Raw genomic sequence first — 17,443 nt, 5'->3', positions numbered from 1 at the left:
CTCACATCACCTTCTCTGCTTGATCCATATAGGTTGTATAAATTTCTTCCATAGCACTCACCGCCTGCTCCTGTGCAAATGCATGCGCTAAGGAGCGTCCCGCTTTTCCCATGAGGGGCAGCTGATCCCTTTTGTGATAGAGCTGGTGCAAATATTCAGCCAAGCCATTTACATCATGCGGTTTGACTAAAAAACCATTCACGCCATGTCTGATCAGCTCACAGTGCCCTCTATTCTCTGTTGCAATGACTGGTTTTTCCGCAGACATCGCTTCAAGCAGATTCATGCCGAGGCCCTCTCTCAGACTAGTCGACACACATACATCACTCATATGCATCCATTCCTCAATTTGTTTGCAAAAACCAGCAAAGTGGACATGCTTTTCAAGATGGAGCCCGCAAACCAGCTTTTCATACATCGGCCTCATTGTGCCTTCCCCGGCAAACACGATCTTCACATTTGATATTTTCCTATATAGCTGGGCACATGCTTTGATGAGCATTCCTTGGTTTTTATTCGCATTTAATTCGCCAGCACACAGCACAATAAAATCTTCTGAAGAAAAGCCATAGACTGCACGAAGACGCTGCTTCTCTTTTTCATTAACTGGTGCAAATCGTTTCATATCCACACCCATACCAGGAACGTAATAAACAGATGTTCGCTCTTTTGATAGATGATCTGCTCTTTTAAAATCCTCTCCATTAATGGTGATCAGAGCGTCTGTATGGCGGGCGAGCCATCGCTCAATTGGATAATAGAGCAGCCAGTTTTGAAGCGGCGCTCCTTGCCAAAAGTGAAAGCCATGTGCTGTGTAAAGAACCTTCGTCCCTTTTTTGCGCGCGCTTTTGGCTGCAAGTCTGCCAACCACACTTCCCATTGGTGTGTGGCAATGGATGAAGTCGTAGTGTTCTTTCGCTAACAGCTTCTTCAACTCCACATACGCAAACCGGTTGTGCACATGAAAAGGGGAGCGCTGAATCGGAATTGAGTGCGCTTGATCCACATAGGGCAGCTCCAGCTGACCATTTGCTGCTGTATGCACTTCCCATCCTTGTTCCTGAAACCACCGGAAATAGGGAAGGTGAAATGCCTTAAAATGATAGTCAACCGTTGCGCAAAACAAGACTTTTTTCTTCATTGGCAAGCGCTTCCTCCTCTCTGGTCATCTGTTCAGACAACAAATCATGCGATTCGATGGCAGCAAACAATGCTTCTCTCATTTGCTCTTCACTCATCATGTCAAATTCATGGATAAAGCGGTTCAGCACATATGGATCACCATCCAGCGCATGGCCGATATGAATTTTCGGAAAAATTTGTTCCTGTGCTTTTTCATGCTGGTTGAGTAATTCTTCATACATTTTCTCCCCAGGACGAATGCCTGTGAACGTGATCGGAATCTGGTCTGTGGTATAGCCTGAGAGGTGAATGAGGTTTTCTGCGAGGTCAACAATTTTCACTGGCTCCCCCATATCTAATACAAAAATCTGTCTTCCTTCTGCCAATGCACCCGCCTGAATGACAAGCCTTGATGCTTCTGGAATGGTCATAAAATACCTTGTCATCGCTGGGTGCGTGACCGTGACCGGCCCGCCTTGTTCGATCTGTTTCTTAAAAATAGGGATGACGCTTCCCCTGCTTCCGAGTACATTTCCAAACCGAACCGCTACAAATTTTGTTTCACTGCCTGCCCCCATTTGCATGATCAGCATTTCAGCAAACCGCTTTGTGGCGCCCATCACATTGGCAGGATTGACCGCTTTGTCAGAGGAAATGAGGACGAATGTTTCAATGCCGTGCTCATGTGCAGCTTCTGCGACATTTTTTGTCCCGATAATATTGTTTTTCACTGCTTCTTTTGGACTGATCTCCATGAGCGGGACATGCTTATGTGCCGCGGCATGATAAATCATATCCGGCTGAAACTGACCAACGATTTCACTCATTTTCTGTTTATCTTGGATATCTGCAATTTGTGGATAGAGACTGATGGTGTCCCCATAAATTTCTTTCAGCTCTAGTAAAATAGAATGAATGCTAAATTCCCCGTGTCCCACAAGCACAATCGCTTGAGGAGCAAACACACAAATTTGACGACAGATTTCTGACCCAATCGATCCGCCTGCCCCTGTGACCATAATCGTTTTCCCCTTTAAATGGACAGATAGACGGCTTGAATCTAATTGAATCGGTTCTCTTCCGAGTAAATCCTCTGGCTGTACATCCCGTAATTGATTCAGCGCATGAGTTCCTTTTAAAATCTGCTCCATCTCTGGCATGATCTGCGTTTTGACCCCAGTCGCTACGCATTCCTTATACAGCCCTTTTAAGGTATGGCTGCTTTTGGACGGAATGGCGATGATGATCTTTTGAATATCCATCATCACAACAGCTGTTTGAATCTGTTCTTTTCCCCCTAGAACAGGCAGTCCCATGATTTCAAGCTTATGCTTCGTCTTGTCATCATCTATGAAGGCGACTGGTTCAATATGTACATCACTCGATTGCTGAAGCTGACGAACGATGATGGTCCCGGCTGATCCGGCGCCAATGATTAAGGCCCGCTCCTTTTCTACCTGCAGCCGCTTTGCACCATCATGAAATAGCCGGGAGGCCATTCGAGATGCGCCGATGAATAATACGTGGAAAAGCCACACAATGAACAAAAACCGAAAGGGCCATGTCTGCACGAAAAGGTACAGCATTGCCATTGAAAATAAAAAAGAACACACAAAGGTCTTCATTAAAGAAAATAGCTCTCTTACCCCTGTATAAGCCCATACTTGCTTGTACACGTGAAAAATATACGAAAACAAATGGTGCCCAATGAGCAGACTGAGCGAAGAAATGACGAGCATTTCAAATGTATAAACAGTTAACGCCGCTTCTTGGACAAATTGAAAGCCAAAAAAGACAGCAACTAAGATGAGATATGAATCTAGTGCCACGATGATTGATAATCTTTGGGCGTAAGTCAACGCTCCTCCCCCTTTTTCAACATCACTATTCTTACGTAAAATGGGCATCAAACCCGTCCTCACACCCCACTATTGATGACGAGCATCTAAGGCATTTGTCATGCCCACAGCAGGATCGAGTGCCTCCATTGTTAAAGATTAGGAGACATCACCTATCAATCTTGTTAATACATATACAGCCTTCCCTTTTTCTCTTTCTTGCCATTTAGCATAGCCCCAAGCAGTTTACCTGTTGTTCCTTCTAACACTTCTTTTGATTTCTTCACAGCCGCTATCTTTGTTTTGCCGCTTAAGACAACAAGAATGCTCCCATCGGTCCGGTTCGCCAGGATCTTTGCATCGGCCACTGGCAGAAGCGGCGCGGAATCAACAATCACCATGTCATATTGCTGTTCAATTTCATAAAACAGCTGCTTCATGACAGAAGAGGAGAGCAGCTCAGCTGGATTCGGCGGAATGGTTCCGCTCGGAAGCAGCTCTAAATGCTCAATGGGTGTAGGCAAAATAGCTTCCTCCAAGCTGCAATTATTTAATAGTACATTGGTCAAGCCCGTGTGATGACTCAGGTCAAAATATTCATGAACAGACGGCTTTCGCAAATCAGCATCCATCAGCAGCACCCGCTTTTTCTGCTGTGCAAAAACAGCTGCTAGGTTTGCAGCCGTAAATGATTTCCCTTCCTTCGGCAAGGAGGATGTCACCAATATGGATTTCAGCCTTGTTTGGATTGATGTGAATTCGATGTTAGTTCGGATTGTACGGAATTGTTCTGCAATGACAGAGTGAGGATTTAATACAGAAATACAGGATAAATCTCTCTTTTCTCTTTTCTTCCTCTTAAAGATCAATGTTCTGTCCTCCCGTTATGACGGACTGCTTGTCTTTTTTTGCCCTCCTGTCTGCCTGCATCTGATAGACACTTCCGAGCGACGGCAATCCGATCTCTTCTCTTATTTGATGTGTTCGTTTTACAGTATCATCGAGTAAATTCATTAAGAAAATGAGTGTCATCCCCCCTAATAAAGAGGCACCTAGTGCCAGAACGATATGAACGAATTTTCTGGAATTCATGAGAATCGTATTGGACAGCTTGGCTTCAGACAAAACATTAATGCGATCCATATTCATGGTTTTTTTGATTTCTTCTTGCAGCACCTCTGTTGCGGTATTCGCAATGGCGACTGCCTTTGCGCGATCCTCATCTTGTACAGAAATATTGATGACCTCAGACTCATTTTCTGTACTTGTGGCAATTTTGTGTTTTAATCCTTCAGCTGATTCTGTGAGGTTGAGTGTTTCTTTTACTTTTTCAATGACGATCGGACTTTTTAATAAAACTTGAAAGGTACGTGTATATTGAAGGTTCATCTGAATATCGTTTAAGTTTGCTTGTGCGTCATTGCTGCGTTTATGAACAAGAATTTGAGTGGTTGCCTGATATACAGGAGTCGAGACATAGAACTGATAGTAGGCTGAAGTGCCCGTTACGATCAGGACAATCAGGATCAGAAGGGCCATTTTCTCTTTAATGACAGAAAACAGCTGCTTAAAACCTATATTCTCATTCATAGATACCTCCCGATTTCATCATAAAAAGGTTATATATGGTTTCTTTTTGTTAATGATTGGATTATAAAAGATAATACCCGCAAAGAAAAATGTCATAATAGGTCTTATAGTTCTTTTTAAAGAACGAAATCGTTCGTTTTCTTTTGTTTACTTCCTGTTTCTTACGTTTTTGAATTTTATAAAGAACAATTTATTTCTTATAATGAACGAAAAGGTCGCAGTACGATTCGCCAGGGAGAAGGGAGATCATTGATAAGAATGATAGGAAAGGTGATACGCATTTACCGAAAGAGGAAAGGATACTCCATTCAGCAGCTGGCTGAAGATGCCCATGTCTCTAAGTCGTATTTGAGTAAAATTGAGCGTGGTGTCCACAGAAATCCATCTGTCCAGTTTTTAAAAAAGGTATCCTCTTCACTAGAAATTGATTTACAAGAGCTGTTTGATGCAGAGACGATGATGTTTCATTACTCTGAGGGTGGTGAACACGAATGGCGGGAGCATATCGTCAATGCCGTCCAATCCGGCATGCCGAAAGAAGAACTCTATCAGCTGCTCCAAACGTACCGAAAGGAGCAGGAAGAAAAGACGTTACATGTCACTCATAGAAAGCTGACTGATTCGAATATATCAGAGTGGAAGCGTCTGATGAGTGAGGCGAAAGCTATCGGCTTAAGCATTGAGGAAGTAAAAGCATTCCTCGCCAACATGGGAGAACGACGGGCGTAAGCCTTTCAGGAAGAGTCAAATTGCGGGGAGAGGCGTTTGACGCTTCGCTGAAAAAGAGCCTTTTATCATGAAAAGGCTCTTTTTTCTCTTATTCTTCTTTTTTTGTTCGTGCTTTTTTCGTTATATCATTGTTTTTCCAATAGGCCCATAGTGATGTAATCCCAAGAAAGGCTAACGTGATAAATTGCTGAATACCTTCTTCATCAATAGGAATTGGGCTTTTTCCCGCAGCGGTTAGAGCACTGTTGACAAGCGCGAGCAAAAGCAGCACAAGCCTTGCGATTGTACCTGCACTAATTTTTTGAACCTTCAACTGTATCCCCTCCCTTTCTTCCCCTTCACGGGCGGTACTGCTCGTTCTCTCTCATATGTATGCAAAAACCGAATGAATAGAAGACCAGATCAAAAAAAGAGACATCATTCCCATAAAAGGAATGATGCCTGATTTCATTTTATTTTGATGTAGAAAACATCTCTTTTGCTTCATCCAATGCCATTTTATTGCCTAGTGCTGAGTAATCGAGCCATGGCTGATCGGCAATCGGATAGACTTGATTTTTCTTCACGGCTTTTAGACCCTTCCAAATCGGAGTCTTTTCTAATTGCTTGAATACCTGCTGCGCTTTATCATCACGATTCACGACGACAAAGATAGCATCTGCATCATAGTCAGGAAGAACCTCTTGAGAAATCACTTCAAATGGCCGCTTGCTGTCCAGTTTCTTCACACCATCGACAGGTGTCAGACCTAAATCCTCGTATAAAATAGGACCCATTGGGCGCTTCATGCTAAATACTCGAAGCTCCTTTGCCGTCACACGGATCGCCATTACTTTCCCGTTTCCAATCTTTTGTTTGATGAGCGATTTGACTTCTTTTGCTTCTTGATTGTAATCCTGAATATATTGATCGGCTTCTTTTTCTTTATTGACGAGCTTGCCGATTTTTTTCAAATGATCACGCCAAGTGCCGTCATTTAAATTAAACACTTCCGTTTTGGCGATTTTCTTATATTTCGATAAGTCTTGTCCAGCTAGTTCTTCATCGACATAAATGACATCTGGTTGTAATGCAAGCAGTGACTCCATATCGGGATCGGCTGCGATGCCCAGCTTCTTCGTACCACTCAGCTGCTTTTTCGCATGTGGAAGGAAATCTTTTAAGTCCCCTCCTACAACAGAGCCTGCCGGCTTGATACCGAGTGCTAATAAGTCATTGGTTAAATGGATAGACAAGGAAGCAATTTTCGGTGTTCCATGATCATTTTGAGTTGTTGTATTCTTTGTTTCCTGTTGACCACAAGCGGCAAGCATAATGAAACAGAACGTTAAAACAAGCACAAGTAATTTTTTCATGATGAGTTCCTCTTTCACGTTTATTTCGTTTTTGTTAATAAATAGAGAAAATAAGGTGCCCCAATAAAAGCCACAACCACACCCGCTGGTATGGCATTTGGGGCAAAGATGGAACGTCCGATTGTATCGGCACTGACCAAAATCAACAAGCCAAGCAGCGCACTAACCGGTAAAAAATACTGATGCAGCGAGCCGACAAGCCGCCTTGCCAAATGCGGGGCGACAAGACCAATAAAACCAATACCGCCTGTCATCGAAACACTTGCACTCGCCAAACCAACAGCCAAGGTCAGCAAAAGGAGACGCTGACGCTGGACACGTACACCTACACTTGAGGCGACAGCATCTCCTAATGTCAATGCATTGAGCGTGCTTGACTGCATCAGCGTAAGCGGCACAAGGCATACAATCCAAGGCAGAAGCGCTAACACATGAATCCAGTCTCTCCCCCAGACATTACCGACAAGCCATCTTGAAGCAAATGTGTAAGTATCTTCATCCAGCTTCAATGACAAATATAACGTCAAAGCACTGAATCCCGCCGCAACTGCAATTCCTACTAGGATCAGCCGGATGGGAACAAGCCCTTCCTGCCGGTTATACGCCAGAAGCACGATGACCGCTGCCGCAAGAAGCCCTCCGCCAAATGTAAAGAGCGGAATAAGAAGAGATGGATTGCCTTCTAGTGCATGGAAATACGTCACAAACACGATTAAGCCAAATGCTGCTCCTGCATTCAGTCCAATAATTCCTGGATCGGCCAGCGGGTTACGAGATAAGCTCTGCAAAATGCCGCCCGCAATGCCAAGACCAATTCCCGCCAGCATCGTCACCACGATTCGAGGCAGACGATAGTCAAACAGCACCGTTTCACTTTGAAAATCCCCAAAGCCGAATAACGTTTTGACGACCACAAGAGGACTTAGTTTCAGCGTGCCGGTATTTAAGCTATACAGCACAACAGCCGCAGTCAAACAAAGCAAAACGACTGTCACGACAAGAGCCCGCTGTTTCTCTCTCATGACAGGTTCCTCCCTTCTTTTCTGGCAATATATAAGAAGAAAGGAACACCGACAAGTGCCACCATCACGCCAATGGCAAGCTCTCGGGGCGGATTAACGGTGCGGCTGGCAAGGTCAGCAAAGACTAGCAGCACCGCGCCTAATATCGCCGACATCGGAATGACGAAACGATAGTTTACACCAACCAGCTTTCTTGCGATATGCGGGATGACAAGACCGACAAATCCAATCGATCCGACTGCTGATACAGAAACCCCTGCTAATAATACGGCAGCTGCCATTCCTAGTATTCGCACTTGTCGTGTTTTCACCCCTAAATTTGCCGCTACATCTTCACCGAGCGTCAGCAGCGACAGCGACCGTCCTAATAGCATCGCCCATACGATCACTATCAGAATGACTGGGGCAAGAATCGTCAGCTGCGGCCATTTCACACCAGCCACACCGCCTGCATACCAAAACGCAAGGTCCTGACTCAAGTCAAAATAAATCGCGATCCCAGAGCTAAGCGCATGAAGCAATGCAGCCACAACGGCTCCTGCTACAGTTAAACGCAGCGGTGTCAAAACGCCACCAGCCGCCCCAATCGCAAAGATCAGCAGCGTACTAAGCACTGCACCAATAAAGGAAAAAAACATAAGTGCCGAATAAGGCATTTCTGGGAAAAAGGCAAAACAGAGAGCGACCACAAACATCGCACCGCCATTAATGCCCAGAATCCCCGCATCTGCCAGCGGGTTTCTTGTGATGCCCTGCATGAGCGCACCTGCTACGGCAAATGCCGCTCCGACAAGAGCTGCTCCTAAAACACGAGGAAGTCTTAATTCATGGATGATCTGCTGCTCTGTGACATCTGACTGATAGTCAAATACAGCTGTCCAAACCGTTTGCAGAGACAATGTTTTGGCACCATATGACACAGCCAAAAACATGGCAGCCGCCAAACCAATGACGGCGAGAAAAAATATCAAAAAGAACAGAATATGTGATGATCGTTTTTGTTGAGGTGTTCGCTTATCCTGCAAAATCGGTGTCATCCTTTTCTTCATTAAAAGTCAGTTTGAAAATGAGAATCATAATCATCAAAATTATAGCCGTCTGCCTCTGAAAAATCAATGTACGCCCTATTTTTTAATTAATGAAGGTATGTGCGTGGCAGCAAAATGAGGTGTCTTTTGCTCGTTTGGAATGGCCTATCATTTTTTCTCATAGTTTAATAGGAAAATAGTTGACATTCCGCCTGAACATCCTCTAAAATTACAAAAGTAAGTCAAATGTTATAAAAATATTACAAACAGATGTCAAACTGATAAAGAATGGCCCGTCATGAGAGGAGATTTGAACGTTGTGTCATTAAAGGGAAAATGGAGTATCAGCCTATTTGCACTTGCGATCATCATTGGAGTCGTTGCTTTCTTTCAAAATCAACAAGCAAGCGGGACAGAGAAGAAAAATGTAAAGCAGGATACGAACTATAAAAATGTCGAAATCGTTACTCTCGTAAATGACGGGAAATTTATGAGATATGCAGTCAACTATCCTCTTTTTCATCAAAAACAGCTAGATGACAAGATTCAAAGCTACGCCAATTCAGCATTAGAGCATTTCAAAAAGACGTTTAGTGAAGCCAAGGACATCGATGAAAACAAACGCTTTGAACTGAATATTGATTATGATATGGTGCATTATGCGAAGCAGTCTGCTGCTATTCGCTTTACGACTTATACCTATACAGGTCAGCAAAATGGGACCACCAATCATCTCACGATCAACTATGATTTTCAGAAAAAAACCTTTCTTGACACAAAAGATTTATTTCTGCCTAAAACCAACTTTTTGAAGAAATTATCCTACATTACATATTCAGAGCTTCTAAAGGACAAAACCTTATCTAAGGATCAGACTCTCCTTCAGAAAGGAACAGCCCCTACTGCTCAAAACTTCAGTCAATTTGCCTTGAAAGAGAAATATGTAGAATTTTATTTCCCAGCATCTCAAGTAGCCGACAAGGATCTTGGTCCGCAAACACTCGCGATTAAAAAGACGCTGCTGAAAGATATATTAAAGCCAGAATATATGAATAAAACCAATAACCAAAATGAAATGAAAGAACCAAATCCAAAAAGAAAAGCCGTCAAGCTGCCGCAAAAATCAAAGCTTGACCTTAATAAAAAAGCCATCGCCCTCACATTTGATGATGGTCCGAACCCAGCGACAACATCAAAAATTTTAGATGCATTAAAGGCAAATAAAGGACATGCGACCTTTTTCGTATTAGGCAGCAGGGTGCAGTATTATCCTAGTATGCTTGCAGATATTCTAAAAGGCGGGAATGAAATCGGAAACCATTCTTACAGTCATCCTTTATTAACAAGACTGCCTTTAAAGGAGGCGGTGAAACAAGTGAAGGACACCCAGCAGTTGATTGAGAAAGCGAGCGGGTATACACCTACGCACTTTAGACCGCCATATGGTGGAACAAATCAAGACATCAATCAAGCGGTTGGGATGAAGGTCTCTTTATGGGATGTTGATCCAGAGGATTGGAAAATTCGCAACAGTCAGCAGATCACAAACCACGTTCTCTCACATGCAGCAGATGGCAGAACAGTGTTAATGCACGATATTTATGACAGCTCAGCTCAAGCAGCAGTGAAGATCATCCATGAGCTCACCAAACAAGGCTATCAGCTGGTCACAGTAAGTGAACTTGAACAATTAACAAAAGAACGGCATGAACAAGCCCCTGTGCAGTAAACACAGGGGTTTTCTTTATGACTCCAAAGACTTCTTTTGTTTCAATAATGCTTGAAATGTCTCTTCCAGCTCCTGAGACGGCTCAATACTTAAACGGCTGAGCACTTCAGACAGCTGCATATCAATTAAAAGAAGCTCCTCTTCTCTTTGTGTAACAGCTGGTTTGTCGTCCTTTTGTTTATACGCTTCATATGTGCCGTCAAATGCTTCAATACGCTTTTCATGAACATGGAAAATGCGAGTGGCCACCTCCTCAATCAGTCTGCGATCATGGGATACAAACACAACGGTACCCGGGTAATCCTTCAATAGACCTTCGAACGCTTCAACTGCCGACAGATCTAGAAAGTTCGTCGGTTCATCCAGCATGAGGACATTGGCATCGCTGACAAGCAAGGACGCAAGCATGGTCTTCACCCGTTCTCCCCCGCTTAACACCCTAACAGGTTTATGCACATCATCCCCTCGAAATCCGAGTCTCGCTAAAACCGTTCGTACCACTGTCTCATCTTGAACAGCCTCTTTCAGCGCATTTTGTAAAATCGATTCATCTACCTTCAATCCTGAAAGATCCTGACGAAAATAGCCGAGCTTGACAGCTTCTGAGCGAGACACTCCGGGATGCCCATTCACCAGCATTCGGAGAAATGTCGTTTTCCCGCTCCCATTCTTGCCGATAATGGCGACTTTGTCCCCGCCTCTCACTTCCACATTTGCCTGCTTCCAAAGCAATTGATCGCCCGCCTTGCCATCTACATTTTTCACTCGCAAAATAGTACGGCTCGCTACTTCCTTCATTGTATGCTGAGTCATTTGAATGGGCTGAATGTCTTTTACTTTCTCAACCTTTTCTAATTTCTCCATCCTTGTCTCAATGGATTTGGCTGTTTTTTGCAGCTTTTTTTGCTTATTTGCATAGTAGGGCTTTGCAATTTTTGGCCCTGAGGATTTCAGCTTTTGGGATGGCTTTGTTGCTTTGTCGGCTTTTTTCTTTTTCTTTTCAAGCGCATGCTCTAACTGTTTTTTCTTTTGTGTATAAGCTTCGTACGCTTCCACCTGCTGACGATGCGCCAGCTCTTTTTGCTGTGCAAATTGCGAGTAGTTGCCTTTGTATTGATTAAGCCGTCCATGATCCAGCTCCCAAATCTCCGTACATACCGCATCTAAAAAAGCACGATCATGTGAAACGACAATGAGGGCCCCTTGATAATGATGCAGCTTCTCTTCCAGCCACTCAATGTGCTCTGTATCTAAATGAGTCGTCGGTTCATCTGCTAATAAAAGGGCAGAAGGACGGTTTAACGCTCTTTCAATATAAGTCTGGGTCATCTCACCACCGCTCTGTGTGCCATCCGCTTGTTTCAGCTGAGGAAGCAGTGTACAAGTTGTTGTGGCAGCAAACGTGCCACTGTCTGGTTTCTCTTGCCCCGCCAGCACATGCAATAAAGTCGTTTTCCCGCTGCCATTTGTTCCAACAAGGCCGATGCGGTCATCTTGATGGATGGCAAGCTCCTCAATATCAAATAACAATCGATCTTTTCGAAAAATCTTTAACTGATTGGCTTTTAATAACATCCAACCCTCTCCTTTCGTATCAGGAGACATGAAAAAGCCTCCCATTCTCAGAATAGGAGGCAAAATGGTGTACAAAAATAAGCAGATCAATCCAGGATGACGTGCCGCGTTCCTATCTGAACACACACATCCCCCGTATCAATCACCTCATTCTTTGATTCCCAAGCTGTACCATCCTATTCCGAAGCTAAAAAATGAAAACGCAGCAAACATGGCAAACCAATCGTTTGCTCACTGCCTTCGTTTTTTCATTTTGCTTACAGGTCATAGGATTAGTACTTCATTGCATTGGGTCACCCTTCCGTCGTTTGTTACGTATACGATAAAAGATTGGTTATTTTTTGTCAAGCTGAAATGGCATAAGTGAGTCCATTAATTTCAGCGTAAATGGGTGGACCGCATCAAGCAGTTCATCCTTTTTGCATTCTTCCACTATGCTTCCTTCATGTAAAAAAAGGAGACGATCACATAGATACACCGCCGCTTCTATATCATGAGTAATCATAAGGATGGTCATGTCTAGCTCTTGTTTTAATGTCTCGAGCAGCTCCAATAGTTGCACCTGAACAGAGACATCCAGTGAGCTCAGGACTTCGTCTAGTATGAGAATGGCTGGATGCGTTGATATGGCTCGTGCAATGCACACTCGCTGGAGCTGACCGCCGCTTAGCTGATGTGCATATTGATACAGCAAAGAAGAGGGTAGTCTGACTTGTTCAAGCAACGATAAAACCTTCTGATCCACATTTTTTTCCTGCTTTAACAATCGCATAGGCTCAGCAACGATTTCTTTCACCGTAAAGGAGGGGTGAACAGAAGATCGATAATCCTGAAAGACAACACTCATTTTTCCTCGGTTCATCTTTCGCCATGTGTCAGCTGGCTTTCCATCAATCTGTACCTTGCCGCCATCTATTTTTTCTAAACCGAGCAGAATTCTTGCCAATGTACTTTTGCCGCTGCCGCTTTCACCGACTAACCCGGCACATTGTCCTTTTTCGATTTCAAACGAGACGTTTGATATGCGTGGTTTTGACTGCATTTGTCGAGAGAAGAAACCTTTCTTCTCTCCATGCTTGATGAGGCTATCAGCTGTAATCAACATGGAAATGCCCTCACTCTCTGCTGCTGCCGCAGTGCTTCAAGAGGCACAGATAATCGGCGCCTCGTCTCAAGTAAATGCTTCGTTTGAGGATGCTCAGGCGATGTGAATACCTTATCAGCTGGGCGATGCTCAAGCATCTCGCCTTGATGCACCACCAACACCTCGTCAGCGATCGCCTGAACGACGCCTAAATCATGCGAAATGATGATCAAGGCCGCGCCTGTTTCTTCTTTCAGCCTCTGTAATTGCATGATGACTTCACGCCGATTATATGCATCAAGCGACGCCGTTGGCTCATCGGCAATGATCACATTAGGAGAAAGCATCATCGTGATCGCAATCATCACTCGCTGAAGCATACCGCCAGATAATTCATAAGGATATTGCTTCAACAATTCATTTGGATTTTTTAAATGAACACGCTCAAGTCCTGCGATAGCATGTGCTTTCCCTTCTTTTCCTTGTAAGCCCAAATGACGCTGGAACGTTTCCATCATTTGATGACCAATGGTTTCGATGGGATTGAACGCATTCATCGCATCTTGTGAGATGAAGCCAATTCGTTTGCCTCGCCACTGCTCAGCTGTCTGAGTTGTCAATGTTTCGCCGTCAAACATGATCGCTCCCTCCACTTCTAGCGAAGAAGGAATCAAGCCAATTAACGCTTTTGCGACGGTTGATTTTCCGCTTCCACTTTCTCCAATAACAGCTAAACAACGTTGTTGCTGTAGGGAGAACGTTATGTTCGCCACTAAATCCTTTTGCTGCACTGGATCATGTACGGACAGATTTTTTACGTCGATGAAAGGCAAATGGTCTCCCTCCCTTTTGATTGTTGTGATGCATGGCAGGGGTCGTGGCCTGCTGAAGGCTGTCTCCTAAAAAGTTCAGCGCCATGACCACAAATAAGATGGCAAGGCCAGGCACAAGCATATGGGCTGGATGTGTCACCATGACATTCTTCGCTTCGTTGAGCATCATCCCCCATTCCGGTGTAGGTGCGCTCACGCCTAACCCAAGAAAAGACAGAGCAGATATATTTAAGATGACCCAGCCCGCATCAAGTGTCGCAAAGACAGCAATTTCTCCTGAAATGCGAGGAAATAAATGCTTCCTCAGTATGTAAAATGGGGAGCCGCCAGACACTTTTACATACTGAACAGATGGTTCATTCGCATACTGCAGAACGGACGAACGAATCATTCTTGTATACCAGGCCCATTTCGCTAGGACATTCGCCAAAATAATATTGAATAATCCAGGCCCCAGTATCCCCACAACAGCTAGAATCATCACTTCTGCTGGGAAGGAGAGCATAACATCACACAGTCTCATCAACACGCCATCCACTTTTCCTCGGAAGAAGCCCGCCATGAGTCCAAGTGTGCTGCCAATGAGCATCGTGATACACATCGTCAGCATGGCCGCAAGCATCGTAGTCCGAATGCCATATAAAAGCCGTGACAATACGCATCTCCCGAGCTGATCCGTTCCGAGCGGATAAGTCAGGCTGATGCCGGCATATTTTTGAAGAATGTTCGTTTCTGTTGGATCATGTGGTGCTAACACTGGTGCAAACAGTCCTGCTAAAGCGACAAGTGCTAACAGCCAGATAGAAACAACCGCCATACGGTCTTTTCTTAATTGATGCCATCCTATCATCATTCTCAGACCTCCTTTCGCAACTGCGGATTCATGGTCATTTGCACAACATCAGCCATGAGGTTACACACAACAAAAAGGAACCCCATCACAAATAAATAGGCTTGAATCATAGGGAAATCGGCATGGAAAATAGCTGTTACACACAACCGGCCAACCCCTGGCCAAGCAAAAAGATTTTCAATAATAACTGTGCCAGCAATGAGTTTTGGGATAGACATGCCAAGTGCTGTCACAGCTAATTGAAGTGCATGTCTCATCACTTTCAGTTGAACAGCCCGTTCCTTTAAACCGCGAGCTCTTGCATAAAAAACAAAGGGCTCGTGCTGAAATTTCAGGATTTGATTGCGGATCAGTCTCACATAGGTTGATAAGTACCCAAGTGATAGTGTGACAGCTGGTAGAAGAATTGATTTGAATCCTTCCATTCCACTCGTATTGACCCAATTGAATTTGACAGAAAAAAGCCAAATAAACAAAATCCCTAACCAAAAACTAGGCATTGAAGCAGCGATAAACACAAAGGCTCTCAGTACTCGGTCTACCCATGTATGAGCAGCATATGCACAGATCACTCCGAATAACAAACTCAATACAATGATGAAAAAGAGCGCTGCTCCTGCAAGCTGCAATGTGGCAGGCAGCGCCTCCATGATGAGATCAAAAACTGGCTCTTGTGTAACATAACTCCTGCCAAAATCACCTGTTAATCCATCTTTAAGCCATGTGGCATATCGTATAAGAAATGGCTGATCTAAGCCTAGCTCCTGCCGCATCGATTCAATCATGTCTTCTGTTGGAGTGACTTGATTCACCCGCAAAGCGACCTCAGCTGGATCACTTGCCCGCATCGTCAGCAGTACAAAAGCAAAGAAGGTGATAAAGATCATGAGTGGGAAAAGCAGTAATATTCGTTTTAAGAGATAGCGTGTCATCTTTCTGCCTCCGCTTTATGAAGAAAAATACATACGGTCAAAGGGAATTTCATACTGTGACACATGAAAACCTATGCCTTTCAGACGCTTATTATAAACAGCCTTTGTCACAGAATAAGAAATTGGGATGTAGACATTTTCATCATGGATATACATCAAGATGTCTCGATACATTTGTTTCCGCTTTTGCTCATCTGGTTCTACCAATACTTTCGTAATCGTCTCGTCCAGCCACTTTTTCTTCTTCAATCCTAACTGGGCTTGATAATCAGCATGCGATGCTACGCGGAACGAAGAAACATAGGTTTGTGGATCATAAGGAAGTCCCCACGATAGCGAGTACATCAGATCGAATTTCCCTGTTTTTTGGCGATCTAAAAACGCCTGTTTTTCTTCTCCTCTAATATCCAGCTTGATCCCCACTTGCTTGAAATCTTGTTGAATGGATTCACTTATCGTTCTTTCACCTGCATTATCGGAATTATAGTAAATGGCGACACTCAGCCTTTTGCCATTTTGATAGCGGTAGCCGTCTTCTTTCAGCTTCCAGCCTGCCTCATCCAGTAATGCCTCTGCTTTCTCTTTTTGATAGGTTTTCTTTTTCAGCGGGATATCTGCGTAAGGAACGGACGGGGCAAGCAGCGTATGTGCCACCTGTTCCGTTCCATTTAAAATGCCTTTTGTGATCATCTCTTTTTGAATGGCATATTGAAACGCTTCTCTGACTTTCGGATCTTTTGTCATTGGCTGGTTTGAATTGATGACGATCGATCTTGAACCAACAGGAGGACTCACGGTCACACCGTATTGACCTGCTTCCTTTAAAGCCTGGAATGAGTCTCCGTCGATCATGTCGCCATCTGCTCCAAATAAGAGATCAATCTCTCCTTTTTGCAGGGCAAGTAAAATCGTTTGGTGATCCGGCATGACTTTCCACTTTACTGTTGAAATTTTTGGCTTTTTCCCCCAGTAGTGATCATTCGCTTTAAAAACGGCATATTGATTTTTTTTATGTTCCTTTAGCACATAAGGACCTGTGCCTGCATAGCTTTGAACTCCTTTTGCTGTCGTTCCATCAATGAAGCTTTTTGGAGAAATAAAACGGAAGGGGCGTGTTAAGCCCAGTTCTTCTAACGTAGGGTAATAAGGCTCCTTTAACGTAAGAACAAATGTATCGTCATCCACCGCCTTTGTGGATTTGATTTCGGATACGAGATTAAGCCAAGCGTTCTTTTCAATATTTTTGACGACAGCGTCCATGTTCATTTTCACTGCCTTTGCATTAAAAGGCTCGCCATCTGAAAAAGTCACGCCTTTTCGAAGGTGAAAGGTGTAGGTCCTTCCATCTTTTGAAATATCCCAGCTTTTCGCTAAGGCAGGCTGAACGCCTTTCTCTGTATTGACGACAAGCGATTCAAACACCATATTTTGAGCGGCCATCTCTCCACCATATAAATGGGGATTGATGTCCCTTATATCTTTTGTACTTGCATACACCAGCTCATCTTCTTCTCTGTCATTCATGCTGGAAGATGCTTTATTATCAGAGCATGATGCCAATAAAAAACATGCCATGACTGAAAACAGCATCAAGGTGTATGTTACATAGGATTGCTTTTTCTTTATGTAAACAGGCTGATCACTCATATGTACTTCCCCCAAATTTATATTATCGTAATCATTACGATTATTAATCGAAATGATTACGAATTGAATAATATCATACAGAAATGGGGAATACAATCTCTTTTTT

General features: G+C 43.8%; 16 protein-coding genes. 2 read left to right on the top strand and 14 right to left on the bottom strand.

All coding sequences use genetic code 11. From position 1 onward, the window contains the following. Nucleotide 1 precedes the first annotated feature (1 nt). From C6Y01_RS10375 to C6Y01_RS10360, 4 genes are all read right to left on the bottom strand, one after another. Entirely contained in the window at nt 2-1,141 is a 1,140-nt protein-coding gene (locus tag C6Y01_RS10375; RefSeq protein WP_106038176.1) for a glycosyltransferase family 4 protein, read from the bottom strand. After that, complete coding sequence (locus tag C6Y01_RS10370) at nt 1,107-2,981, bottom strand: polysaccharide biosynthesis protein (RefSeq protein ID WP_034660046.1); 1,875 nt, start codon at nt 2,979-2,981, stop codon at nt 1,107-1,109. Before C6Y01_RS10370 ends, C6Y01_RS10375 begins: the two co-directional genes overlap by 35 nt. Nucleotides 2,982-3,145: 164 nt before the next feature. Next, nucleotides 3,146-3,829, bottom strand: a complete 684-nt coding sequence (locus tag C6Y01_RS10365; protein ID WP_034660048.1) for a CpsD/CapB family tyrosine-protein kinase — start codon at nt 3,827-3,829, stop codon at nt 3,146-3,148. Then, complete coding sequence (locus tag C6Y01_RS10360; protein WP_034660050.1) at nt 3,819-4,550, bottom strand: YveK family protein; 732 nt, start codon at nt 4,548-4,550, stop codon at nt 3,819-3,821. The genes C6Y01_RS10365 and C6Y01_RS10360 overlap by 11 nt, the downstream gene beginning before the upstream one ends. Before the next feature lie 258 nt (nt 4,551-4,808). Between C6Y01_RS10360 and slrR the strand changes: the two genes are divergently transcribed. Next, nucleotides 4,809-5,279: an HTH-type transcriptional regulator SlrR gene (slrR, locus tag C6Y01_RS10355; protein ID WP_034660051.1), complete on the top strand. Its 471-nt coding sequence runs from the start codon at nt 4,809-4,811 to the stop codon at nt 5,277-5,279. 88 nt (nt 5,280-5,367) lie between these two features. Here the strand turns inward: slrR and C6Y01_RS10350 are convergent, their stop codons facing one another. From C6Y01_RS10350 to C6Y01_RS10335, 4 genes are all read right to left on the bottom strand, one after another. Then, nucleotides 5,368-5,592, bottom strand: a complete 225-nt coding sequence (locus tag C6Y01_RS10350; protein ID WP_034660052.1) for a phage holin — start codon at nt 5,590-5,592, stop codon at nt 5,368-5,370. A gap of 139 nt (nt 5,593-5,731) precedes the next feature. Further along, complete coding sequence (locus C6Y01_RS10345) at nt 5,732-6,637, bottom strand: iron-hydroxamate ABC transporter substrate-binding protein (RefSeq protein WP_189318698.1); 906 nt, start codon at nt 6,635-6,637, stop codon at nt 5,732-5,734. Nucleotides 6,638-6,654: 17 nt separating this feature from the next. Then, entirely contained in the window at nt 6,655-7,656 is a 1,002-nt protein-coding gene (locus C6Y01_RS10340; RefSeq protein WP_106038174.1) for a FecCD family ABC transporter permease, read from the bottom strand. Continuing rightward, nucleotides 7,653-8,681, bottom strand: coding sequence for a FecCD family ABC transporter permease (locus tag C6Y01_RS10335; RefSeq protein WP_189318696.1), 1,029 nt, complete (start codon nt 8,679-8,681; stop codon nt 7,653-7,655). Before C6Y01_RS10335 ends, C6Y01_RS10340 begins: the two co-directional genes overlap by 4 nt. A gap of 322 nt (nt 8,682-9,003) precedes the next feature. Here C6Y01_RS10335 and C6Y01_RS10330 point away from each other — a divergent pair, with 322 nt between their 5' ends. Next, the gene (locus tag C6Y01_RS10330; protein WP_106038172.1) at nt 9,004-10,413 is read left to right on the top strand and encodes a polysaccharide deacetylase family protein; all 1,410 of its coding nucleotides are present in this window, start codon (nt 9,004-9,006) and stop codon (nt 10,411-10,413) included. A 15-nt stretch (nt 10,414-10,428) separates the two neighbouring features. On the opposite strand, the gene abc-f is transcribed toward C6Y01_RS10330, so the two are convergent. The 6 genes from abc-f to nikA form a co-directional block, all read right to left on the bottom strand. Further along, complete coding sequence (gene abc-f, locus C6Y01_RS10325; protein WP_223249917.1) at nt 10,429-11,988, bottom strand: ribosomal protection-like ABC-F family protein; 1,560 nt, start codon at nt 11,986-11,988, stop codon at nt 10,429-10,431. Between the two features lie 334 nt (nt 11,989-12,322). After that, nucleotides 12,323-13,093, bottom strand: a complete 771-nt coding sequence (locus C6Y01_RS10320) for an ABC transporter ATP-binding protein (RefSeq protein WP_034660059.1) — start codon at nt 13,091-13,093, stop codon at nt 12,323-12,325. After that, nucleotides 13,087-13,905, bottom strand: coding sequence for an ABC transporter ATP-binding protein (locus C6Y01_RS10315; RefSeq protein ID WP_034660060.1), 819 nt, complete (start codon nt 13,903-13,905; stop codon nt 13,087-13,089). The genes C6Y01_RS10320 and C6Y01_RS10315 overlap by 7 nt, the downstream gene beginning before the upstream one ends. Next, nucleotides 13,868-14,755, bottom strand: coding sequence for a nickel/cobalt ABC transporter permease (gene opp1C, locus C6Y01_RS10310; RefSeq protein ID WP_095285780.1), 888 nt, complete (start codon nt 14,753-14,755; stop codon nt 13,868-13,870). The genes C6Y01_RS10315 and opp1C overlap by 38 nt, the downstream gene beginning before the upstream one ends. 5 nt (nt 14,756-14,760) lie before the next feature. Beyond that, nucleotides 14,761-15,690, bottom strand: coding sequence for a nickel/cobalt ABC transporter permease (gene opp1B / locus C6Y01_RS10305; protein WP_034660061.1), 930 nt, complete (start codon nt 15,688-15,690; stop codon nt 14,761-14,763). A gap of 15 nt (nt 15,691-15,705) precedes the next feature. Further along, the gene (gene nikA, locus C6Y01_RS10300; RefSeq protein ID WP_106038170.1) at nt 15,706-17,337 is read right to left on the bottom strand and encodes a nickel ABC transporter substrate-binding protein; all 1,632 of its coding nucleotides are present in this window, start codon (nt 17,335-17,337) and stop codon (nt 15,706-15,708) included. Nucleotides 17,338-17,443: the final 106 nt, after the last annotated feature.

The sequence above is a fragment of the Bacillus sp. NMCC46 genome (assembly GCF_002998465.1).
GTDB lineage: Bacteria > Bacillota > Bacilli > Bacillales > Bacillaceae > Bacillus.
Note: the sequence above shows the minus strand (reverse complement) of the source record. Positions and strands in the feature narration are given on the sequence as shown.

Excerpts from the sequence above, each read along its gene's own strand:
- C6Y01_RS10375 (WP_106038176.1), bottom strand. The coding sequence starts at position 1,141 with ATGAAGAAAAAAGTCTTGTTTTGCGCAACGGTTGACTATCATTTTAAG.
- C6Y01_RS10360 (WP_034660050.1), bottom strand. The coding sequence starts at position 4,550 with ATGAATGAGAATATAGGTTTTAAGCAGCTGTTTTCTGTCATTAAAGAG.
- slrR (WP_034660051.1), top strand. The coding sequence starts at position 4,809 with ATGATAGGAAAGGTGATACGCATTTACCGAAAGAGGAAAGGATACTCC.
- C6Y01_RS10340 (WP_106038174.1), bottom strand. The coding sequence starts at position 7,656 with ATGAGAGAGAAACAGCGGGCTCTTGTCGTGACAGTCGTTTTGCTTTGT.
- abc-f (WP_223249917.1), bottom strand. The coding sequence starts at position 11,988 with ATGTTATTAAAAGCCAATCAGTTAAAGATTTTTCGAAAAGATCGATTG.
- C6Y01_RS10320 (WP_034660059.1), bottom strand. The coding sequence starts at position 13,093 with ATGTTGATTACAGCTGATAGCCTCATCAAGCATGGAGAGAAGAAAGGT.
- opp1C (WP_095285780.1), bottom strand. The coding sequence starts at position 14,755 with ATGATAGGATGGCATCAATTAAGAAAAGACCGTATGGCGGTTGTTTCT.
- opp1B (WP_034660061.1), bottom strand. The coding sequence starts at position 15,690 with ATGACACGCTATCTCTTAAAACGAATATTACTGCTTTTCCCACTCATG.
- nikA (WP_106038170.1), bottom strand. The coding sequence starts at position 17,337 with ATGAGTGATCAGCCTGTTTACATAAAGAAAAAGCAATCCTATGTAACA.